General features: G+C 72.3%; 15 protein-coding genes and 1 pseudogene. 7 read left to right on the forward strand and 9 right to left on the reverse strand.

All coding sequences use genetic code 11. The features are described from left to right. Positions 1 to 65 precede the first annotated feature (65 nt). Positions 66 to 656 (reverse strand): DM13 domain-containing protein, encoded by a 591-nt coding sequence (locus ISP_RS20775; protein ID WP_013225779.1) that lies wholly within the window; start codon positions 654 to 656, stop codon positions 66 to 68. Positions 657 to 867: 211 nt separating this feature from the next. On the opposite strand from ISP_RS20775, the gene ISP_RS20780 reads away from it, so the two are divergent. From ISP_RS20780 to ISP_RS20790, 3 genes are all read left to right on the forward strand, one after another. After that, positions 868 to 1,860, forward strand: a complete 993-nt coding sequence (locus ISP_RS20780) for a zinc-binding dehydrogenase (protein WP_013225780.1) — start codon at positions 868 to 870, stop codon at positions 1,858 to 1,860. Next, positions 1,857 to 2,036, forward strand: a complete 180-nt coding sequence (locus ISP_RS20785) for a hypothetical protein (protein WP_014467041.1) — start codon at positions 1,857 to 1,859, stop codon at positions 2,034 to 2,036. The genes ISP_RS20780 and ISP_RS20785 overlap by 4 nt, the downstream gene beginning before the upstream one ends. A gap of 77 nt (positions 2,037 to 2,113) precedes the next feature. Further along, complete coding sequence (locus tag ISP_RS20790; protein WP_013225781.1) at positions 2,114 to 3,100, forward strand: RNA polymerase subunit sigma-70; 987 nt, start codon at positions 2,114 to 2,116, stop codon at positions 3,098 to 3,100. A gap of 7 nt (positions 3,101 to 3,107) precedes the next feature. On the opposite strand, the gene ISP_RS20795 is transcribed toward ISP_RS20790, so the two are convergent. Further along, positions 3,108 to 5,783 carry a glycoside hydrolase family 9 protein gene (locus ISP_RS20795; protein ID WP_013225782.1) on the reverse strand — a complete coding sequence of 892 codons (2,676 nt, stop codon included), beginning with the start codon at positions 5,781 to 5,783 and terminating at the stop codon, positions 3,108 to 3,110. A 381-nt stretch (positions 5,784 to 6,164) separates the two neighbouring features. On the opposite strand from ISP_RS20795, the gene ISP_RS20800 reads away from it, so the two are divergent. Together ISP_RS20800 and ISP_RS20805 are read left to right on the forward strand one after the other, a co-directional pair. Next, the gene (locus tag ISP_RS20800) at positions 6,165 to 8,273 is read left to right on the forward strand and encodes an RICIN domain-containing protein (protein ID WP_014467042.1); all 2,109 of its coding nucleotides are present in this window, start codon (positions 6,165 to 6,167) and stop codon (positions 8,271 to 8,273) included. 32 nt (positions 8,274 to 8,305) lie between these two features. After that, positions 8,306 to 9,781, forward strand: coding sequence for an RICIN domain-containing protein (locus ISP_RS20805; RefSeq protein ID WP_013225784.1), 1,476 nt, complete (start codon positions 8,306 to 8,308; stop codon positions 9,779 to 9,781). A 27-nt stretch (positions 9,782 to 9,808) separates the two neighbouring features. Here ISP_RS20805 and ISP_RS20810 read toward each other — a convergent pair whose 3' ends face one another. The 3 genes and pseudogenes from ISP_RS20810 to ISP_RS20820 all read right to left on the reverse strand — a co-directional run bounded on the left by ISP_RS20810 (position 9,809) and on the right by ISP_RS20820 (position 12,631). Beyond that, positions 9,809 to 10,936, reverse strand: coding sequence for a polysaccharide deacetylase family protein (locus ISP_RS20810; RefSeq protein ID WP_013225785.1), 1,128 nt, complete (start codon positions 10,934 to 10,936; stop codon positions 9,809 to 9,811). A gap of 42 nt (positions 10,937 to 10,978) precedes the next feature. After that, a pseudogene (locus ISP_RS20815) lies at positions 10,979 to 11,419 on the reverse strand (GntR family transcriptional regulator); the annotation flags it as partial. Between the two features lie 48 nt (positions 11,420 to 11,467). Continuing rightward, the gene (locus tag ISP_RS20820) at positions 11,468 to 12,631 is read right to left on the reverse strand and encodes an epoxide hydrolase family protein (protein WP_013225786.1); all 1,164 of its coding nucleotides are present in this window, start codon (positions 12,629 to 12,631) and stop codon (positions 11,468 to 11,470) included. 82 nt (positions 12,632 to 12,713) lie between these two features. On the opposite strand from ISP_RS20820, the gene ISP_RS20825 reads away from it, so the two are divergent. Continuing rightward, positions 12,714 to 13,277 (forward strand): CGNR zinc finger domain-containing protein, encoded by a 564-nt coding sequence (locus ISP_RS20825; RefSeq protein ID WP_013225787.1) that lies wholly within the window; start codon positions 12,714 to 12,716, stop codon positions 13,275 to 13,277. A gap of 6 nt (positions 13,278 to 13,283) precedes the next feature. Here ISP_RS20825 and ISP_RS20830 read toward each other — a convergent pair whose 3' ends face one another. Beyond that, positions 13,284 to 14,888 carry an enoyl-CoA hydratase-related protein gene (locus ISP_RS20830; RefSeq protein ID WP_230468870.1) on the reverse strand — a complete coding sequence of 535 codons (1,605 nt, stop codon included), beginning with the start codon at positions 14,886 to 14,888 and terminating at the stop codon, positions 13,284 to 13,286. Between the two features lie 517 nt (positions 14,889 to 15,405). Here ISP_RS20830 and ISP_RS20835 point away from each other — a divergent pair. Then, positions 15,406 to 18,312 carry an AfsR/SARP family transcriptional regulator gene (locus ISP_RS20835; RefSeq protein WP_013225789.1) on the forward strand — a complete coding sequence of 969 codons (2,907 nt, stop codon included), beginning with the start codon at positions 15,406 to 15,408 and terminating at the stop codon, positions 18,310 to 18,312. On the opposite strand, the gene ISP_RS20840 is transcribed toward ISP_RS20835, so the two are convergent. Genes ISP_RS20840 through ISP_RS20850 form a run of 3 tightly spaced genes read right to left on the reverse strand, consistent with a single transcriptional unit; the run spans position 18,285 to position 20,985 of the window. Beyond that, on the reverse strand, positions 18,285 to 18,692 hold the full coding sequence (locus ISP_RS20840; RefSeq protein ID WP_013225790.1) for a S26 family signal peptidase: 408 nt from the start codon (positions 18,690 to 18,692) through the stop codon (positions 18,285 to 18,287). The genes ISP_RS20835 and ISP_RS20840 overlap by 28 nt on opposite strands. After that, positions 18,692 to 20,497: an ABC transporter ATP-binding protein gene (locus ISP_RS20845; RefSeq protein ID WP_013225791.1), complete on the reverse strand. Its 1,806-nt coding sequence runs from the start codon at positions 20,495 to 20,497 to the stop codon at positions 18,692 to 18,694. Before ISP_RS20845 ends, ISP_RS20840 begins: the two co-directional genes overlap by 1 nt. Beyond that, positions 20,494 to 20,985, reverse strand: coding sequence for a TlpA family protein disulfide reductase (locus tag ISP_RS20850; RefSeq protein ID WP_013225792.1), 492 nt, complete (start codon positions 20,983 to 20,985; stop codon positions 20,494 to 20,496). Before ISP_RS20850 ends, ISP_RS20845 begins: the two co-directional genes overlap by 4 nt. Positions 20,986 to 20,994: the final 9 nt, after the last annotated feature.

Raw genomic sequence — 20,994 nt, forward strand, 5'->3', positions numbered from 1 at the left:
CTCATCGTGCGGCAGGGGTGCGCCGCGGTGTACCGCCCATCGGTGGTCGGGGAAGGCGGTGCCCTTCATCCCCGATGCTGGGCCAGTTCCGCCGCGCCGAAGGAGACGTCGAAGCGGTCGCACCAGATACTGACGCTGGTGTAGGCGGTCAGGTCGGTGCCGGCCGGCAGCGGGTAGTTCTGGTTTCCCTTGTTCCCTTTGAGCTTGCCCGCGTCGAGGTGCTTGCCGTCGTCGAAGACGTCCCAGCCGTCCTTGCCCGGTTTCACCGGGGCGTCGGTGAGCCAGACGTGCACGTCGGGGCCGCTGCTGGTGGCCAGGTTCTCCAGCCGCAGCACGAGTGACCCGTCGGCCGCGCGCAGGAGCCGGACGGTGCCCGTGGTCCGGTGCTCGTGGCTGATCAGGGTGCCGCCGGCGAGTTCGGTGGGCTCGGCGGGTTTGGCGGGCTTGGTGGCCTCGGCCGAAGGGGGCGCCGAGGGCAGTGCGGACGGCGACGGTGGAGCGGGCACCGGCGCGGCGGCCGGCAGGTCCTCCTGGACCGTCTCGTCCACCACCAGCTGCCACGGCTGGAACCAGAACAACCCGGCCGCGACGGCGACCACGCCCGTCACCAGGATGCTCAGGACCCAGGGCCGGCCGATCAGCCGCGTCCGGTTCATCGCGCACTCCTCCGTCTTCGCTCTTCTCCCGGTTCAGTCAACGGGACGAATCGCCCAGCGACGTCCGGTGCGCGGTTACCGATCTCTTACGGGCGCCGCGCGGACCAGGCAACCGATTCCTTTCCCGGGCGGCCGCGGTCTCCCTGTCGGAGGTACGGCCCACCCAAGTGGCCGGCCCCGCCGAAGCCACCGAGAAGGAGAGCCGATCGCCGTGAGCGTTCCCACCACCATGCGTGCCCTGCAGCAGACGTCGCTGGACGGACCGCAGGACATGCGCCTGATCACCGACGCGCCGGTGCCGAGCCCGGGCCGGGGTGAGGTCCTGATCCGGGTTGCCGCCGCCGGGGTCAACTTCGCCGACCTGTCGAAAGCCCATGGCACCTTCCGGGACGGCCCGAAACCGCCGTACCGGGCGGGTTTCGAGGCGGCCGGCGAGGTCGTGGCCGTGGGGGAGGGGGTGACCGGCCCGCCACCGGGGACGCTCGTGATCGGCATCGGCGACGGGGCCTTCGCGGAATACCTGGTCCTGCCGGCGGCGGCCGCGATGCCGGTGCCGGCGGGCTGGAGCGCCGGGCAGGCGCTGGGCCTGGCCGTGAACTGGCCCACCGCGCTCGCCGCGCTCAAGCCGCTCGGCCGGGTGACGGCCGGGGAGACGGTGGTCGTCCCCGCCGCGGCGGGCGCGACCGGCCAGGCCGCGCTGACCCTGGCCAAGCACTACGGCGCGACCGTCGTCGCCACCGCCGCACCGGGCAAGCACGAGACCGTGCGGGCGCTGGGAGCCGACCATGTCCTGGACTCCCGCGACGGCGACCTCGCCGCCGAGGTCCGGCGCCTGACCGGCGGGGCCGGCGCCGACCTGGTGCTGGAATCGGCCGGCGGTGCCACGTTCCCCGCGAGCCTGGCCGCGGCCAAGCCGGTCACCGGCCGGGTCGTCGTCTACGGCCTGGCGGGCGGCGAAGCTTCGCTCACCAACTGGGAACTGGTCTACCGGCATCAGGTCCACGTCATCGGCTTCAACATCGGCACCCTGATCCGGTCCGCACCCGCGATCTTCGGCGAGGTGATGGGCGAACTCGCCGCGCTCGTCGCCGCCGGCGTCGTCACCCCCGCGCGCCCGGCCACCTACGACCTGGCCGACGGCCCCAAGGCCCTCGCCGAACTGGCCGCCCGGGCGACCGTCGGCAAGCTGGCCCTGCTGCCGTGACCGGCACCGTGGGCCCGGCCGCCGAGCCGGGGGCGCTGTCCGAACCGCGCCACGCCAACACCCGGCGAAGCAGTATCCGGGCCGCACCACCGAAGATGCCGCGGCGAACCCGCGGCCGGATCCTCCGGCTCGACGACGGGGGACCGCGGGCGCCGCCGTTCGCGGAGGCCTGCTGACCTGTGCTTCGATTCCTTTTCCGCGGTGTGCCGGTCGTACCGGGACAGAGATCGATCGAGTGGAACGAGGAGCACGCATGGCCGGCAGGCAATCCGCGGCGGCGCGGGACCAGGACCGGTTCGCCGCCGAAACCGCGGGGTGCCGCCGGGAGCTGCTGGCGCACTGCTACCGCATGGCCGGTTCGGCGCACGACGCCGAGGACCTGGTGCAGGAAACCTACCTGCGGGCGTGGCGGTCCTACGCCGGGTTCGAGGGGCGTGCGTCGATCCGGTCGTGGCTCTACGCCATCGCCACCAACGTGTGCCTGACCGCGTTGGAGCCACGCCGGAACCGGGTGCTGCCGTCCGGGCTGACCGGTCCGCACGACGGGCCCGATCGCCCGCCGGTCCCGGCCGCGCCGGGCGAAGTCTCCTGGCTGGAGCCGTTGCCGGACCACTGGGTCGCCGATCCGGCGGCGGTGCTGGTCGCGCGGGAGTCCCTGCGGCTCGCGCTCGTGGTCAGCTTGCAGCACCTGCCGGCGCGCCAGCGCGCGATCTTGCTCCTGCGGGAGGTGCTGGCGTTCACCGCACCGGAGACGGCCCGGATCCTCGGCACCACCACGGCGGCGGTGAAGAGCGGCCTGCAGCGCGCCCGGGCCCGGCTCGACGACCTCGAAACACCGACCGAGGACCTGCTCGAACCCACCGACCGGCGGGCGCGTGCGCTGCTCGAGGGGTACATCGCCGCGTTCGAACGCTCCGACGCCGGCCTCTTGGAACGGGTGCTGCGCGCGGACGCCACGCTGGAGGCGGCCCCGTTCCGCGACTGGTACGCGGGCCGGGTGAAGTGCCTCCACCTCCTCGAGACGTACGTTCTCGGTACGCCGGGCGACTGGCGGATGAGCGCCACCACCGCCAACGGCCAGCCGGCCGCCGCCGTGTACCACCGGGACACCGGCGGTGTCCTGCGGGCCCACGGCGTCGTGGTGCTGACCCCGACGGTCACCGGCATCTCGCGGGTGGTCGAGTTCCACGACCCGGCGCTGGTCACCGCGTTCGGCTTTCCGGACCGGTGCCCGGATTGACCGGGGCTCAGGGTTCGGTACCCCAGGTCAGGGCGGCGGACTGGTAGGCGGTGGCGGTGGCGAGGTCGGTGAAGGACGCGGCGGTGCGGTAGCTGTAGTCGTCGGACTGGTCGAAGGCGGACCAGTCCGCTTTGGCCACCCGGACCTGGAGCTCGCCGGTGGTCGCGCCGGCGGCGAGGGTGCCGCCGGTGAAGCCGACCTCGACGTAGGCATCGGCGCCCGGGCGCGGCGTGCCGAGCTTCACGACGCGCACGGTGACGTTGCCGCAGCCGGGAACCGCGTAGTCGCACCAGACCTGGTAGCCCGGGTTGGCGGCGTCGCCGGTGAACCAATAGCGCGCGGTGACGCTGCTCAGCGGTACCGGCGTGCTGCCCCGGTTGACGATCTGGAGGCTGGTGCGGATCTGGTTGCCGGTCGCGGCACTGCCGCCGCGCTGCTGCACCGCGAGCGAGCCGGTGCCGGTGCCGGTGGTCGTGGTGGTGACCGCAACCGGGCTGCTGGGCGGCGACTGGTTGCCGGCGGCGTCGCGAGCGCGGACCGAGAACGTGTACGCGGTGCCGGGCGTGAGGCCGGTGACCTGGTAGCTGGTGCCCGTGGTGCTGCCGATCGTCGCGCCTGCCGAGTCGAGCACGTCGTAACCGGCGACGCCGACGTCGTCGGTGGCGGCCGTCCAGCTGAGGGTGACGCCGGTGCTGCCGGCGGTGGCGGTGACCCCGGTGGGTGCGGTCGGCGCGGTGGTGTCGCCGGTGGACTGTCCCGGCTGGCTGCCCCACACCACCGCGGCGCCCTGCGTGAGCACGAGCTGCGGGTCGTCGGCGGGCGCGCTGCCGCTGGGGGCGAGGCCGGTGTGCGACCAGTCGTTGCCGGGTGCCCAGGTGCCGGTGCTGCTGATCCGGAACTGCACTTCCTTGCGGTAGCGGGACTGCCCGCCGGGGGCGACGCCGCCGGAGCACGGCACCTCGACGTAGTAGATCGCGCCGGAGAACTGGTGCAGGGTGGGCGCGTCGCACTGGTTGTACGCGGAAGTCACCGAGATCTGGCCCGGCGTGGTGCTGCCGTCGAGGGTGAAGTAGTAGCGCAGCGAACCGGTGAACGTGCGGGCCGGCCACGCCGACTTGTTGATCACGTACGCCTTGACCTCGGTGAACGTGCCGCCGTCGGGCTGGTTGAGCGCGCCTTGCGCCAGGATCTCGGGGCCGTCGGGGCTTTCCTTCGGGGGGAAGGCGGCCAGTGGCGTGCCGCCGTACTCGCCGTAGAGCCGGGCCAGGGCACCGGTGAAGCCGGCGTTGTAGTCGAGGGCCACCTCGTTCATCGTGTAGTTGGTGCGATCGTCCGTGTACGCGTCGTTGGGCGAGGACGGGCCGCCGACGAGCGCGCCGTACAGGACGTGCCGGCTCTGCGCCGGTTCGTTGATGTTGTCGGCCCAGGAGCCGTGCGCGGTGCGGTGGTGCGGGTTGCGGGGCGGATTGACGCCGAACCCGACCTCGAAGCTCGCGCCGCGCGGGTTGTCGCCGAGCGCGTAGTCGATCTGCCGCACGCCGAAGTCGTGGTACGTGGTCGCCCGCGTGGGATCGCTGGTGCGCAACGAATCCGCGTAGGTGAGCGCCACGAACGCGGTGTTCGCCGCGTACCGCAGCGAGCCCCACTGGTCGAGCACGGCCTGGCCGCCGGGAGAGTAGGGCACGTGCTGGCCGTTGACGCCGGTGGTCCACCAGTCCAGCCAGCGGTTGGCGTCGGCGACGTACTCGGGGTCGTGGGTGAGCTGGGCGAGCAGGACGTAGGCGCCGTAGGACTTGTCGTCCCAGGCCAGCGTCCAGCGGTAGGAGCGGGTGGTGGTCTGCGGCTCGGTGGACAGCTTCTCGTACTCGGCGCGCGCCTTGGTCAGGTAGCCGGCGTCCCCGGTGGCCTTGTAAAGCCAGATCGCGCTCCACACCAGCTCGTCCTGGTAACCGCTCCAGGACTTGTAGAAGTTCTGGGCGTCGGTGATGCAGTTCGAGTAGACGCCCCGGTGGTTGTCGGCGAACGAGTACAGCTGCTTGGCGTGGGTGAGCAGGGTGGCCGCGTAGGTGGGGTCGTCGGCCTGGAACACCATCGAGCTCGCGGCCATCTGCGCGGCGGCCTCGCCGGCGAGGTCCGAGCCGGGGCAGGAGTCGTCGATGCGGTAGGCGGGCCGGGCCATCGCCATCGTCTCGGCCGGGCCCCACCACTTGTGGTCGTCGTCGCCCTTGCCGACCTGGCCGTAGAGCACGTCGGGTTGCGGGTGCGCCTTGATCAGCCAGTCGTCGCCCCAGCGCAGGTTCGAGAGCAGGGACGACCACTGGCCGGAGTTCTGGTAGGCACCGCGGTTCTCCAGCGCGCCCCAGGCGAGCATGGTCATGCTGAACTCGAACGGCAGCCCGAACTTGACGTGGTCACCGGCGTCGTAGAACCCGCCGGTCAGGTCGAGGCCGACGTCCTTGCCGTCGGCGAGGGCGGACGGGCCGCGCCAGGAGACCCGGTTGCCGGCGGGCAGCGCGCCGGAGCGCTGAGCGTCGTAGAACCAGACGGCCTTCTGCAGTGCTTCGCCGTAGTTGAACTTCCCGGCCGGAGCGCCTGCGGACACTCCCGGAGCCACCAAGGTCAGGCCGAGCACGAGCAGCGCCACGGCCGCGCGGGCCACCGCCTTCGTCGTCGAAGTACGCACTCCGCCTCCTCCTCGTCGAGTCTGGGAGCGCTTCCAGAACGAAAGAGTAAGAAGCCGGGCGCGCTGTGTAAAGCATCCAGTGCGGTTGCCGACCGTTCTCGAACCGATTCGACTGCGCCTTGGGTGGCGGTGTAACTTTCACCTCCCTTCCGGCCCTGCTGTCGGGAATCGGGTGTCGGTTCAAGGGGTCGTGGATGACTAATGCTGTTTGACACTAACGAGTATTGGCCGATAGTGCACGGTCGAACGGAACTCAAACAGTGACCATTGTGGACAGTGGGCGCACGGCGTCATTGACCTCCCGTCGACCGGGTTCGTACGATGCTGCCGAGCCGACCGGGCGAACCGGTTCGACGGCTCGCCGAACCGCAGGAGGAGTCGATGAGGACGAAACTCCGGCCGGGACGCCTGGCTTCGCTGGCCGCGGCGGTTCTGGTGGTGGCGTTCCCGCTGGTACCCGCGGCAGCGGGGCACGCGGCCGCGGGTGAGTCGATGACGGTGGACCTCGCGTCGGCGCACGGGCCGTCGACCGGGGTCGGCGAGGGGTTCCTGTACGGCATCAGCCAGGACGGCACGCAGCCGGCGGACCAGTACCTGCAGCCACTGGGCATCACGGCCTTCCGCGGCGGTGGCTGGTTCTCCGGCGGCTGGATCAGGGACAACTACCAGAACGGCAGCGCCACCAAGGCCGACCTGAACTCGATCATCGCGCAGGCGAAGCGGCTGACCCAGCCGCCCTACCACGCCCAGTACCAGGTGCTGGTCAGCGACATCTACGGGGCGAACGGCGGCCAGCCGTCGAACACGATGTACCCGTGCGACAACGGGAACTGCGCGAACTGGATCAGTTTCATCGACGCCACCGTGGGAGCCCTGCAGGGAACGGGCTTGAAGTTCGCCTACGACATCTGGAACGAGCCGGACATCTCCGCGTTCTGGACGCGCGGGGTGTCCAGCCCGCAGTACTTCCAGATGTGGGACACCGCCTACCGGGAGATCCGCCGGCTCGCGCCGGGCGCGCTGATCGTGGGCCCGTCGCTGGCGTTCACGCCGGATCAGAACCCGGGGGAGTGGAACGCCTTCCTGTCGCACGCCAAGGCGGCCGGCACCGTGCCGGACGAGATCACCAACCACGACGAGGGCGACGGGGACGACCCGGTGCAGGTCGGCCAGTCGATCACCCGGTACCTCTCGAACAACGGGCTTTCGCCGATCCCGTTGTCCGCCAACGAATACCAGCCGGCCGACCGGCAGACCGCCGGGGTGACGGCCTGGTACCTGGCGCGCTTCGCGCAGTCGAACTACGTCAACGCGATGCGGGGCAACTGGGTCTGCTGCGTGACCCCGAACCTGACCGGAGTCCTCACCCAGAGCGGGGGGACCTGGCTGCCGACCGGCCATTGGTGGGCGCTTCGCGACTACGCGGACATGACCGGCACGCTGGTGAACACCTCCGGCCAGGTCGGCTCCACGGCGATCTCGGCGGCCAAGGACAGTGCGGCCGGCCGCGCCGTCGCCGTCATCGGTGACGAGAAGGGGTACACCGGCCCCGCGTCGGTCGCCTTCACCGGGCTTTCCTCGGTGCCGTGGCTGGCCGGCAACGGCAGCGTCAAGGTCGTGGTGCAGCGCATCCCCGACCAGGCACCGCTGAGCGCACCGCAGGTCGTCTTCAGCCAGAACGTGAACGCTTCCGGCGGCTCGGTGACGATCCCGTTCACCTTCCAGGCCGCGCACGACGCCTTCGCGATCTACCTGACGCCGACGGGCCCGACGAGCGGCAACACCGTCACCGTCACCAGTCCCGGCGATCAGACCGGGACCGCCGGGACGGCGATCGGCGGCGTGCAGATCCACGCCACCGACTCGGCGGCCGGGCAGAGCCTGGCCTACGCGGCCACCGGCCTCCCGCCGGGGCTGTCGATCAACGCCTCCTCCGGCCTGATCACCGGCACCCCGGCGGCGGGCGGCAGTTACGGCGTGACGGTCTCCGCCACCGACACCACCGGCGCGTCCGGGACGGTGACGTTCACCTGGACGATCTCCGGCGGCACGGGCGGTTTCCCGGGCGGCGACCACACGCTGGTGACCGTGAGCGGCAACCTGTGCCTGGACGTCTACGGCAACTCGAGCACCTCCGGTGCCGTCATCGACCAGTGGACCTGCAACGGGCAGAGCAACCAGCAGTTCCAGTTCGTCGCGGCGGACGGCGGCTACGGCGAGCTGCGGGCGCGCAACTCCGGCCAGGACGTCTCGGTGTCCGGCAGCTCGACCGCGCAAGGCGTCCCGGACATCGTCCAGCAGCCGGCGAACACCTCCGCCGGAAGCCTCTGGCTACCGCAGCAGCAGTCCGACGGCAGCTGGCAGTTCAAGAACCGGAACAGCGGCCTGTGCCTGGACGTCTACGGCGCCAGCGGTACCGCGGGCCAGCAGCTGGACCAGTGGCCGTGCAAGAACGCCCCCGGCACCAACCAGGACTTCTCCGCACGCTGACGCCCCCGCGCGGCAAGGGAAAGGAACCCAGGATGTCCAGCTCACCGCACCGGTTACCGAGGGAACGGGCGAACCGGCCGCTCGCTCTGCTCGCCGTCCTGCTCGCCGTCGTGGCCGGCCTGCTGGTGCCCGCGGCACGGGCGCACGCGGCGGTGAACACGTTCACCCTCGGCGCCACGCGGTACGACACCGACGGCCGGGCGCTGCAGCTGCACGGCATGGGCATCGTGCAGGTCGGCACCACCTGGTACGGCTTCGGCGAGGACAAGACCGGCCAGACCACGGCGAACACCGCCTTCCAGGACATCCCCTGCTACACCTCGACCGATCTGGCGAACTGGACCCACCAGGGAACCGCGCTGGCGAAACAGGGCAGTGGCGACCTCGGGCCGAACCGGATCGTGGAACGGCCCAAGGTGCTCTACAACGCCGCCACGAAGATGTTCGTGATGTACCTGCACATCGACAACACGAGCTACTCCGACCAGCGGGTCGGCGTGGCGACCAGCCCCACGCCCTGCGGGCCTTACACCTACCGGGGCAGCTTCCAGCCGCTGGGCAACCAGAGCCGTGACATCGGCTTGTTCCAGGACACCGACGGGTCGGCGTACCTGCTGAGCGAGAACGCCGGCCGCAGCCTCCGCATCTACCGGCTGTCCGCGGACTACACGACGGTGGCGAGCGCGGTGGCGACGCTGCCCAACTACGAGTCCCCGGCCGTGCTCAAGGTCGGCGGGACGTACTACCTGCTGGCGTCCCACCTGACCGGGTGGGCCACCAACGACAACGTGTACGCGACCGCGTCGTCGATGGCCGGTCCGTGGTCGGCGTTCCGGAACTTCGCAGCGGCGGGCACGAACACCTACAACAGCCAGACCGCGAACATCATCACGGTCCAGGGCAGCTCGGCGACCACCTACATCTACGCGGGCGACCGCTGGACGGGCAACGCCATGGGCACTTCGCCGCTGATCTGGCTGCCGCTCACGATCCGCGGCACGACGGTCAACCTCGGCCAGTACCCGAGCTGGAGCCTCGACACCGACGCGGGAACGTGGTCGGCGAATTCGGGGCTGCCCAGTGCCGGCACGCACGTGCTGAAGAACGCCAACAGCGGAATGGTCATGGACGCTTCGGGCGCCTCCACGGCGACCGGCGGCAAGATCATCCAGTGGCCGGCGCACGGGGGCGCCAACCAGCAGTGGCGGCTGACGAAGGTGTCCGACAACGTCTTCACGGTGGTCAACGTCAACAGCGGGCTGTGCCTCGACGTCCCGGACGGGTCGACGGCGAACGGCGTCCAGCTGCAGCAGTGGACCTGCACCGGCGGCGCCGGCCAGCAGTGGGCCGCGGACCTGGTGGGCAGCCTCACCGGCAGTCAGTACGTGCTGGAGAACGTCGGCAGCGGCTTGGTGATCGGGGTGGCCGGGTCGTCCACCGCGAGCGGTGCGCAAGTCAGCCAGCTCGGCGGGACGGGCGCTTCGAGCCAGGTGTGGACGGTCTCTTGAACCGGCCGGCGAGCGCCCGCTCGAGCCTCAGCCGGCTTGGGCGGGCGGCATCGACCGGTACCGGTCCAGGACGGCGGGGTTCTGCAGCGACATCCACTTCGTGACTTCCGCGTAGGTGGCGCAGACCGTCTCGGGTTTGGTGCACACCTCGCCCATGAAGCCTTCGGCGGCCCGGGAGAACGCCCCGCCGGCCCAGTCGTTGAAGTGGTTGCCGATGACGAGCGGGGCGCGGTTGCCGTCGAAGGCGGCGCGGTAGGCGCCGCGGTAGGTCTCGAGCGTGGCCTGGGTGTACTGCTCGGCGTGCGACGGGTCGTTCTTGGCATGGTTGAACTGGTACCACAGGTTGTAGTCCATCATGATGACTTTTTTGTGCAGCGCGGGCACCTTCACGTACGGCATCCAGAACTCCCGGATGCCGTCGATGTCGGTGGGCCACTTGACGCCGTCGGACGGCTGGCTGGAGTCGAAGGTGTAGCCGGCGTCGCGCATGGCCGGAAACGCCGCGGCCCAGTTGCCTTCGAGGCACGGCGTCCGGCCGCCGGTGACGTCCTTGGCGGACAGGTGCAGTCCCAGGCGATCGCGGGCGTCGTCGACGAAGTGGCTGAACTGGCCGATTTCGTCGGTCCAGCCCGCCGCGGTCCAGCGGCCGACGCTCGGCTCGGCGCCGGTGCAGAAGTGCCCGTTGTAGTGCGTGCCGATCTGGTGCCCCGCGGCGACGGCGGTGTTGAGGTCCTGGACGCGGGCGGCGACTTCCCCGGCACTGCCGCCGAAGCCGATCGAGGCCGCGCCCGGCCGATGACCCGGCCCGGTGTAGCGCGCCCGCTGGTCGTCCGGCAGCAGGTAGATGCCCGAGAGGAAGCCGCTGAAGTGCGCGTTGACCGATTTGGCGAGGGCGAGGTAACGGCTCCAGTGTTCGTGCGAGCCGGCCCCGTCGAAGGAGAAGAGCACGAACTGGGGCGGCTTTTCGCCCGGGCCCAGCGGGCGCATCCACGCCGGATCCTTGACGACGACCGGCGGGGGCGTGGTGGACGCGGTGGTGGGCGGAGCGCCGGTGGCCCGGCTGGGCGGGGCCGGGTCGTCGTCGATGGACGTGATCAGGACACCGCCCAGAACGAGGGCGACGACGACGGTCACCCAGGTGCCCGGCCGGCGCATCAGTCGTGACGAGCGAAAACCCAACGAAGACCCCTCCCCCTATTACGCACCGTCATAGGCAGGACGCGGGGTCGCCGATCCGGGTGCATCGGAGTGATATCCGTAACCCACAAGCAACCACGTTGATACACGCCGTGTCGTTCGCCACGCGGGTGGCGCGGCGGTTGCCTGCGGCTCGCGGGGGTCGCCGTGGGCGTCCAGCCACAGCACGGTGCGGTCGCGATGGCGGTGCTGCAGCCCGGCGACCGCCCCGAGCCGGCGGCGGGAACGCTCGGCCGGCGCCAGGGCCAGGCGCTGTTCTTGCTGCAGCTGAGCGTGGAAGCGGCGCAGCCGGGGACTGCCGGTGGCCGCGACCAGGGTGGCGTGGAAGAGCCGGTGGAGGGTGCTGCGGGAGACGCCGAGCTCGGCGGCGAGAGCGGCTTCCCGCAGCGGCGTGCCCGGCGGCGGCCGGCCCGACAGGATGGCCTGCCGGACGGCTTCGGCGGCCTGTTCGGTGGTGCTCTGCCCGCTGGATGCTCCGCGCCGGGCGGCTCACCGAGGAGCGGCCAGCACTGCCGCGAGGCCTTCCTGCAGGTCCTTGACGAAATACCCGGGCACCTCCAGCGACGGGAAATGTCCCCCGGCCTCGGGTACCCGCCACCGGACGATCCGCCGGTACCGCTCCTGCGCCCAGGCACGCGGGTACTTTTCGATGTCGCGGGGGTACATGGTGATGGCCGCCGGGACGTCGACCCGGAGGCCGGGGTCCAGCGAGTTGTGGCTTTCGTAGTAGATCCGGGCCGCCGACGCGCCGGTCCGCGTCAGCCAATACAGCGTGACGTCGTCGAGGATGCGGTCCCGGGACATCGTCTCGAACGGGCTGTCTTCGGTGTCCGACCACTCGGCGAACTTGTCGAGGATCCAGGCGAGCAGCCCGACCGGCGAGTCGACGAGCGCGTAGCCGATGGTCTGCGGCCGGGTGGCCTGCTGCTTCGCGTACGCCGCGCGGTGGTGCCAGAAGTGGCGGGTTTCCTCGGTCCACTCGCGCTCGGCCGCCGTCAGCCCGTCCGTGGTGAGCCCGGGCGGTCCCTCCGCGAACGTGGTGTGGATGCCGAGGACGTGCGCCGGGAACCGGCCGCCGAGCACCGTGGTGATGTTGCCTCCCCAGTCGCCGCCGTGGGCGGCGAACCGGGGGTAGCCGAGCCGTTCCATCAGCTCGACCCACGCGGCCGCGATCTTTTCGGTCCCCCACCCGGTGGTGGCCGGCTTGTCGCTGTAACCGAAGCCCGGCAGCGACGGGACCACGACGTGGAACGCCGGCGTGCCGGCGTCGGCCGGATCGGCCAGCTCGGCCACGACGTCGACGAACTCGGCGATGCTGCCCGGCCAGCCGTGGGTCAGGATCAGCGGCGTGGCGTCCGCGCGCGGGGACCGGCGGTGCAGGAAGTGGATGCCCAGCCCGTCGATGGTCGTGCGGAACTGGCCGATCCGGTCGAGGCGCTCTTCGAACGACCGCCAGTCGTACTCGCTGCGCCAGTAGCCGACGACGTCGGCGAGGTCGGCGAGCGGAACGCCCTGGTCCCAGCGGTCGGCGCCGGCCGCGGCGCGCGGGACCGTCTCGGCCTCCGGCAGCCGCGCCGCGGCCAGCCGCGCGCGCAGATCGTCGAGGTCGGCGTCGGTGGTGCGGGTTTCGAACGCTTGCACGTCGCAGGACATGAGACCTCCTGGCCATCGCGGAACCGGCTAAGACGGTTCTAACACGGCGTCCGGCCGACAGGCAACCGGCTAAGGTGGTTCCATGCGTGCTGGCTTCCCCGACTTCCGCCTCGGTGGCGTGCTGGCGACCAGCTTCACGGCGACGCTGACCGAGCGCCGCGGCGACGCCATCGAGCGCATTCCCACCCCACAGCGGCTCGTCGACTGGCTGACCGTGAGCGGCCTCGCCGTGGAGTCCTGCACCGCCGCCCAGCTCGGCCTCGCCCGCGAACTGCGGGAGTCGATCCACGCCGCCGCGACCGCGGCCGCCCTCGGGGAGGCCCTTCCCGCGGCCGCGGTCCAGGTCATCAACGACCGCAGCCTGCAGGGCCGGGCCGCGGCGGTCCTGACGCCGGAAGGTCATCGGCGATGGCAGCTCGGCCCGGCCTCCTGTGTGGCGGATGCCCTCGGCGTGATCGCCGCCGACGCGATCGGTATCCTCGCGGGTGAACGAGACGGGAAATTGGCCTTGTGCGCGTCACCGACCTGCCGGGCGGCGTTCTTCGACACCAGTCAGAGCCGCACCCGGAAATGGTGTGACATGAACACGTGCGGGAATCGCCAGAAAAAGGCACGCTTCAACGCCAATCAGCGCAAGAACTCCTGACCTCGATCAATTGACGGGCGTCAGCTCCGGAAGCCGGGGATCGGGCAGGCGGAGGGTTTCCGGCGTGGCCGGGCCAAGGGGCCGTCCGGTGAGGAAAGCGCGCCTGGTGCGGGCGAAGCCGTGGCGGTCGTCGAAGATGTCGTGGCTCATTTCGGCGAGTTCCCTGATCCGGTAGGTCTCCAAGGGCCTGCGGTGTTCGTCGGCTTCCCGGGTCTCCCGTTTGCGGCGGAGCAGGGCGTCCGCGCGGCCGTCGGCGGCCAGTTCGGTGGCGTAGTCCAGCACGGCCGCGGGGAACGCGGTGCGGTCGGGTGCGGCGAGCCGGTCGACGAGCCCGATCTCGGCCGCTTCGGCGGCGGTGATCGGGCCGCAGTCGGTGGTCAGCCGGTCCGCCTCTGCTTCGCCGGCCCGGCGAGGCAGCACGTAGGTCCAGTATTCCGAGCCGTAGAGGCCCATCTTCCGGTAGTGCGGGTTGAGCAGGACGCCGTCGCGGGCGATGACCTTGTCGGCGCCGAGGGCCAGCATCACGCCGCCGGCGCCCGCGTCACCGACCAGCGCGGAGACCACGAGCTGGCCGGTGCACGCGATGATCTGGCGGCAGAGGTCGTCGATCGCGGTGATGTTCCGCCAGGCTTCCGCCGCCGGATCCGGGTGGGCGTCGATGACACCCAGGTGCAGGCCGTTGGAGAACACCTCGCCGCCGGCCAGGACCAGGACAGCGGTGTCCTGCGCGGCGGCGTAGCGCACGGCCGCGGCCAGCCGGCGGCACTGGCTGGTGGACATCGCGCCGTTGTGGAACGCGAAGTCCACCCAGCCGACCCGGCCCACCCGGCGGTAGCCGATTTCCCGGAGGTGCGGCGGCCCGGCGATCCGGGGCACCTCGCCGGCACCGTCCCCGAGAGCGAGAACGGCGGGGAGCTTGACCGTCGTGCCGGGGGCTTCGAGGGCCAGCCGCCGCGCGTGCCCGATCCACAGGGCGCCGTCGCCGGTGCGGACCAGCACGGCCCCCTGCCGTCGTCCGGCGATGGTGCCGGGCTCGCCGGGTGCAGCGTCCCCGGGGTGGGCGTCGAACACCGCGATCGGCACCCCGGCCAGCTCGGTGTGCACTCCGGGACGGCCGTCGGCGGCGCGGATGCGGCGCAGGACGTGGCCGGTCGGGTCGCCCCACGAGAAAGACCGGTCGGCCTGCCGGACCAAGGGCCGGACCACCACGTGCACCCGGCGGTCCTGGCGACGTGGCGTGAACCCGGGGTCTTCGGCCTTGGTCACGACCTCGCCGATCAGGCTCATCGCGGCGTCGGACACCTCGGTGTTGTAGAGGGTGCTCTTGCGCGGCGGATCGGACGGCATCCGGAACACCCGGGTGCCCCAGATCGGCCCGCCGTCGAGGTCCCCGGTCGCCTGCAGGGCCGTGACGCCCCAGGTGGGCTCGGCGTCCATGATCGCCCAGTCGAGCGCGGACGGGCCGCGGTCGCCTTCCGGGCCGGGGTGGATGATGATCGTGCGGTAGCGCCGCCAGACCAGGTCGGGAACCCGGCGGCGCAGGAACGGGCAGATGATCAGCTCGGGATCGGTGGCCGCGGCCGCCGCGGCGATTTCCTGCGGATCGTGCACGACCCGGATGGTGACGCGATGGCCGCGGGAGCGCAGAGCGAGCCAAGCGCGCTGACTGAGTCCATTGAACGCCGAGCACAGCAGCAAGATTTTCAACGGGCCTCCGCTCGTTGATACCTTTTGATGGGGGCGACGGGAAGACCGATTGACGTTACCCGAAGCACCACCGCACGCGACGCGGCCAACGGGGTAACCGCATTCGGCCAACCGGGGCCGTTCGGCGGTGCTGCATATCCGGGTGTTGATTGAAGCCGGGGATCTTTCGTTCGAAACAATCCGTTATGGCGGCGGTATGGAGATATTTCCCCGCGGGTGCGCCGGAAGGTTGCCCGGGCCGGGGCACGATCTGATCTTTCGGTCGAGCGCGAAACGTTTCCGGGGTGGTTGACGGTGCTCGAGCGCCGCTGGCAGCGTCGCGCAGGGCACAGAGTGGCCGCCGCCGGCCGGGGAAGACGGCGGCGGCCACTTCGGCACTGGGCTGATCCGCGGCACGATCTCGAAAGGTCCGGGCAGGGGATTGCTGGAAGCCACGGTCCTCGGTCCCGTCGGCGCGCGGGTCCACGGAACACCGATCCCGATCAAGGGACGGCTGGGGCGTACGGTCCTCGCCGTGCTGGCGCTGGCCTGCCGGCAGCCGGTGACGGTGGAACGGCTGATCGACGCCCTCTGGGGCGAACTGCCGCCGGCCACCGCGCGGACCCAGGTGCACATCCAGGTGTCCAAGCTGCGTGCCTCGCTCGACCGGACGGGCGCCGCCGGTGCCGTGGTCACCGTGGCGAGCGGGTACCTGCTGGACTGCCTGGTCGACGTCGACGAGGTGCGGCGGCTGCTGAGCGCGGCGCGGGCGGCCGGGGATCCCGAGGACACCGCCGGCCTGCTGCGGTCAGCGCTCGACCGGTGGGCCGGGACGCCGCTGGGCGGGGTGACCCCGTACCTGGCCGGTGCGGAGCTGCTCCGGCTGGACGAGCTGCGGATGTGCCTGGTCGAGGAGTGGATCGACGCGGAGCTCGCGTGCGGGCGGGCCGCGCGGCTGCTGCCCGAGCTGAGCGCGCTGGTGCAGGCGCACCCCCTGCGCGAGGGCCTGCACCACCGGCGGATGCTGGCGCTGCACCGCGCCGGGCGGCGGGCCGACGCGCTGGCGGCGTTCCACGAGGCCCGGCGCGTGCTGCGGGACGAGCTGGGAGTGGATCCGTCCCGGGAGCTGCTCGCACTGGAGGCGGAGATCCTCGCCGTCGGGACGCCTCCGGCGGCCGCCGTGGTGCCCGCCCAGCTGCCGCCGCGGACCTCCGGGTTCGCCGGGCGGGCGGCGGAGTCGGCCGCGATCAGGGCCGCGGTGACGCGCCGGACCGACGCGTCGCCGCTGGTGCTGGTCACCGGCATGCCCGGAATCGGCAAGACGGCGCTCGCCGTGCACGCGGGCGCGGCGTCGGTGCACACCTACCCGGACGGGCAGCTCTACGCCGACCTGCGGGGCGCCGATGCCCGGCCGGCCGCCCCGCACGACATCCTCGCCGGCTTCCTGCGCGCACTGGGGGTGCCGGCGCGGTCGATGCCGGCCACCGTCGAGGAGCGCACGGCCGAGTTCCGCAGTCGCACCGCGGGCAAACGGGTGCTCGTGGTGCTCGACAACGCCGCCACCGCCGGGCAGATCGAGCCGCTCCTGGTCGCCGAACCGGGCTGCGCCACGATCGTGACAAGCAGGTCCGTGCTGCCCGACGTCGAGTCGGCGGTCCGGGTGCCGCTCGGGCCGCTGCCGGACGAGGTCGCCGGGACGGTACTGGCGAACGTCGCGGGCGCGGCTCGGCTGGGCGACGGCGACGGCGACGGCACTGCCGATGGCAACGGCAGTGGCAACGGCAATGGCACGGTCGCCACGGTGATCGAGGCGTGCGGTGGCGTACCGCTCGCGTTGCGGATCGCCGGGGCGCAGCTCGCCGCGTACCCCAGGCTCAGCGTGGCGGAGCTCGCCGCGCGGCTGTCCGACGAGTCGAGGCGGATGCGGGAGCTGGTGGCCGGGCAGCGCAGCGTGCGGCACAGTCTCGACACCAGCTTCCGGTTGCTGGACCGCAACGCGCGGGCCGCGATGCTGGCCCTGGCGGCGATCGGAGCGCCCACGTTCACCGGCTGGCCGCTCGCGCCCGTGCTGGACGTGCCGCTCGCCCGGACCGACGAGGTGCTGGCCCACCTGTGTGCGATGAACCTGCTCGACCAGGCCGGCCCGGGGCGCGACGGGGTGCTCCGCTACCGGATGCACGACCTCGTGCGGGCCTACTGCCGGACGGTCGGCCCGTCGCTCGACCCGGGCCCCCTGAACCGGCTGGCCGGCTGGGCGGTCGCGCTGACCAGGCACGCCCACGAGCGCATGTTGGGCACCTCGGCCCGCTACACCGTGCTCACCGAGGCCGCCGCGGCACTCGGCCAGGACGTGGTGCGGCGCGTGGTGACGGAGCCGCTGTCGTGGGTGGGCGCGGACGTCGACGTCCTGCTGGCCGTGTTCGCCCTGGCCGTGCGCGGCGGCCTGCTCCGTCCCGCGGCGGCGCTGCTGCTGGTGCTGCGGGCGCCGCTCGTGCGGCTCGACCTGTACGACCACGGCGCCCGGGCGGCCGCGCGGCTGACGGCCGTCGCCGGCCCGGACCCGGTGGTGCGGGTGACCGCGGCGCTGGTCACGGCGACGGCGCGGATGCACCGCAGCCGCTACGCCGACGTCGTCGCCATCCTGAACGAGGTGCCGCTGCGAGACGTCGACTTCGCGCTGCGGGCGGAGGTGCTGACCAAGCTGGGCGACGCGCACGAGCGGTGCGGCGACTGGCACCGCGCGATCACCGCCGTGCGCGATGCGGTCGTGTGCTGCCGGAAATCCGGCAACCTGGCGGGGATGTCGGGCTGCCACGGCACGCTGGCCGCCCTGTACCGGGACCACCTCGGCGATCTCGCCGCGGCGAGGGTGCACGGCGCGAAGGCCTTGCGGCTGGCCGACGCCGCGGGCGACTGGAAGACCTGCGCCCAGGTGCGGCTCGTGGCCGTGCGCACCGCACTGGCCTGCGGCGACGCGGCGGCCGCGGTGAATCTCGCCGGACAGGCTCGCGGCCTGACCGAGCAGCACGGCGATCCGATCGGCCAGACCTGGTGCTTCACCGCCGAAGCCGACGCCCACCGCGCGAACGGCGACCTGCCCACCGCCCGGAGAGCCGCGGACCGCGCGCTGGGCCTGGCCCGCCGCACCCGCCGTCCGGACGCCGAGTCCGCCGCGCTGCTCGCGCTGGCCTCGATCGAGCTGGCTGCCGGGGACCGGGCCGCCGCCCGCCGCCTCGCCCACGCGGCCCTGCTCCTGCAGGACCGGTTCGACAGCCCGGTCGAACGCGTCGGCGTGGAGCGGGTGCTGGCGGAGATCGATGGTCAGCTGCCCTCGGGCGCGGCGCGGTGAGGGACCGCACCGGCCACGGCGGCGAGGTCGATGTAGCCGAGCTGGCGGGAATCCTCGCTGTGGCCGGTGTTGTCGCCGACGACCACCACCCGGCCGGCCGGGACGACGGGGTGGTCGGTCTCCAGCCAGGCGGGGACCGGATCGCCGGCGACCGCGGCGATCCGTTTGATGCGCCACGCGACATCGGTGGTGCGGGAGCGCGGCCGGAAGACGATCACGTCGCCGACGCGGTAGTGCCGTCGCCGGGTCGCGACGACCCGCTCGCCGTCGTGGAAGGTCGGGGACATGCTGTGGCCCCAGACGCGGGCCACCACGTACCGGCGGCGCAGGAGAACCAAGAGGGCCAGCACCACCACCGCGCCCACCGCGAGCCCGGCCATCACGCCTCCGCCATCGCATATCCCTTGGCCTGCAAGGAGAACAGGCGGGCGTACTCGCCGCCCGCGGTGAGCAGCTCGTCGTGGGTGCCCTGTTCGGCCACCCGGCCGCCGCCGAGCACGACGATCCGGTCCGCGCCGCGCAGGGCAGACAGGCGGTGGGAGATCAGCACGCTCGTCCGGCCGGCCCGGTGCGCGCGCAGTGCCTCGTGGGTCCGGGTTTCGGCGTCGGCGTCCATGCCGGAGCTGGGTTCGTCGAGGATGAGCAGGTCGGCGTCGTCGCGCATGAGCGACCGGGCCAGCGCGACCCGCTGCCACTGGCCGCCGGACAGCGCCGCCCCGGCCTTGTCGTCGACGTCGAGGAAGGCCCGGGACAACAGCGTTTCGTAACCGCGCGGCAACGCCGACAGCGCCGGGTCGATCTCGGCCAGGCGGGCCGCCGCGCGCACGCGGTCGAGATCGCCGAGGCGGGCGACGTCGCCGATGCCGATGTTGTCGGCCGCGGTCAGGTCGTAGCTGGTGAAGTCCTGGAAGGTGGCACCGAGGCGGGCCCGCAACGCGGCCGGGTCGTAGGTCCGGATGTCCACGCCGTCCCACAGGATCCGGCCGCGGTCGGGGTCGTAGAAGCGGCACAGCAGCTTCACGAGCGTCGACTTCCCCGCGCCGTTCACCCCGACCAGCCCGACCGCGGCACCGGCGGGGATCACCAGGTCGATCCCGCGCAGCACCCACGGGCCGGCCGCGTCGTACCGGAACCACACGTCCCGCAGTTCGATGCCGGCCGTCAGCGCCGGCACGGCGGCCGTCCCGGAGGCCAGGTCGGGTTCGGTCGTGACGACGTCGAGGTAGTGCCGGAACAAGCCGAGCGAGCCGCCGGCCCGGCCGAGCTGGCCCAGCAGCGCACCCACCGGGGACTGGATGCCGGCCACCGCGGCGGTGAAGAGGGTGACGTCGCCGATGGACAGCGACCCCCGGGCGGCGCCGGTCGCGGCGACCACGAGGGCGATGCCGGCCACCACCGCCGACACGATCGCGGCGGCGATCCCGGCGACGGCGATCCGGCGCTGCATGGCGCATTCACTCGCCGTGGCGGTGCGGACGGCGGTCACCATGCGCGACCGGAACAGGTCCGCGAGGCCGAAGAGCCGGATCTCCTTGGCGGCGCGGATGTCCGAGCACAGCGAGCGGAACAGGAACCGCTGGCGCTGGGTGGCCATCATCGCCTCGGTCTCCCGCGCGCGCAGGCGGGACAACGTCAGCTGGGAGATCGCCGCCGCCGCCAGCGACGCGGCGAGCAGCCCGGCCATCGGCGGCCACACGAGCAGGACCGCGCCGCCGAACCCGAGCACGGCGACCAAGGTACGCACCGACTCGACCGTCAGGGCCAGCACCGCGGGCGCTGCCTCCTGCGCGCCCTGCTCGGCCAGCCGCACCCGGTCCAGGAACGCCGGGTCCTCGAGCCGGCGCAACCCGGGGAGCGCGCCGACCGCGCCGACCAGGCGGTCCTCCGCTTCGATCGCGGACTTGGCCCGCACGATCGCGGTGCAGTAGGAGGCGACGGCGGTGATCGCGGCCGCCACGGCGAGGCCGGCCGCCGAGCCGATGGTCAGCAGCACGATCAGGCCGCGGTCCGGGCCACCACCGTCCCGGCCGGCGGCCAATTCGTCGAACAGCAGCTTGCCCAGCCACGCCGAGATCGCCGGCACGGCCGAGGCGAGCACGGCCAGCGCGACCGAGCCGCCGGTGGCCACCCGCGAGGCGCGCCAGGCGATGCCGAACGCGGGGGCCGCCGCCCGGAACAGGTTCATCGGACGTGCTGCGGGCGCACGGCGTCGAGGTCGTGGCCGGCCGCGGCGATCCGGTGGTCCCGGACCCGGAGCAGGGTCGGCGTCACGTCGCCCGCGTTGAAGGCGGCCGACACCGGGCTGCGATCGCCGACGAAGGCGACGCGCACCGCGGAGCCCAGCCCGGCCGCGTATTCGACGGCCTTGTCCCGGTCACCGCCGTCAATGACGAACGCGACGGTCGGCTCGGTGAGCCGGCCGGCGATGCGTCGGCACGGCCCGCAAGTGGGCGACAGGAAGGCGACGAGCACGTCGTCCAGTTCGTGGTCGGTGACGGTCCGGCCGTCGGCGTCGGTCACCTCGAACGCCCCGACCTCGGTGCCCACGGCCGGCAGGCCGGGTGTCACCGGCCGCCGTTGCTCGTTCAGCAGCCGGATGATCGCCGAGGACAGCAGGAGGTTGAGCACCGTCAGCACGGCCAGCACCGCGACCACGGCCACCAGGAACGACATGAGATACCT

The organism is Amycolatopsis mediterranei, assembly GCF_026017845.1.
GTDB classification, from domain to species: domain Bacteria; phylum Actinomycetota; class Actinomycetes; order Mycobacteriales; family Pseudonocardiaceae; genus Amycolatopsis; species Amycolatopsis mediterranei.

Bases quoted from the DNA above. Each gene is read 5' to 3' on its own strand.
- ISP_RS20810 (WP_013225785.1), bottom strand. From the start codon at position 10,936: ATGCGCCGGCCGGGCACCTGGGTGACCGTCGTCGTCGCCCTCGTTCTG.
- ISP_RS20825 (WP_013225787.1), top strand. From the start codon at position 12,714: ATGCGTGCTGGCTTCCCCGACTTCCGCCTCGGTGGCGTGCTGGCGACC.
- ISP_RS20800 (WP_014467042.1), top strand. From the start codon at position 6,165: ATGAGGACGAAACTCCGGCCGGGACGCCTGGCTTCGCTGGCCGCGGCG.
- ISP_RS20790 (WP_013225781.1), top strand. From the start codon at position 2,114: ATGGCCGGCAGGCAATCCGCGGCGGCGCGGGACCAGGACCGGTTCGCC.
- ISP_RS20840 (WP_013225790.1), bottom strand. From the start codon at position 18,692: ATGGCCGGGCTCGCGGTGGGCGCGGTGGTGGTGCTGGCCCTCTTGGTT.
- ISP_RS20845 (WP_013225791.1), bottom strand. From the start codon at position 20,497: ATGAACCTGTTCCGGGCGGCGGCCCCCGCGTTCGGCATCGCCTGGCGC.
- ISP_RS20820 (WP_013225786.1), bottom strand. From the start codon at position 12,631: ATGTCCTGCGACGTGCAAGCGTTCGAAACCCGCACCACCGACGCCGAC.
- ISP_RS20775 (WP_013225779.1), bottom strand. From the start codon at position 656: ATGAACCGGACGCGGCTGATCGGCCGGCCCTGGGTCCTGAGCATCCTG.
- ISP_RS20850 (WP_013225792.1), bottom strand. From the start codon at position 20,985: ATGTCGTTCCTGGTGGCCGTGGTCGCGGTGCTGGCCGTGCTGACGGTG.
- ISP_RS20805 (WP_013225784.1), top strand. From the start codon at position 8,306: ATGTCCAGCTCACCGCACCGGTTACCGAGGGAACGGGCGAACCGGCCG.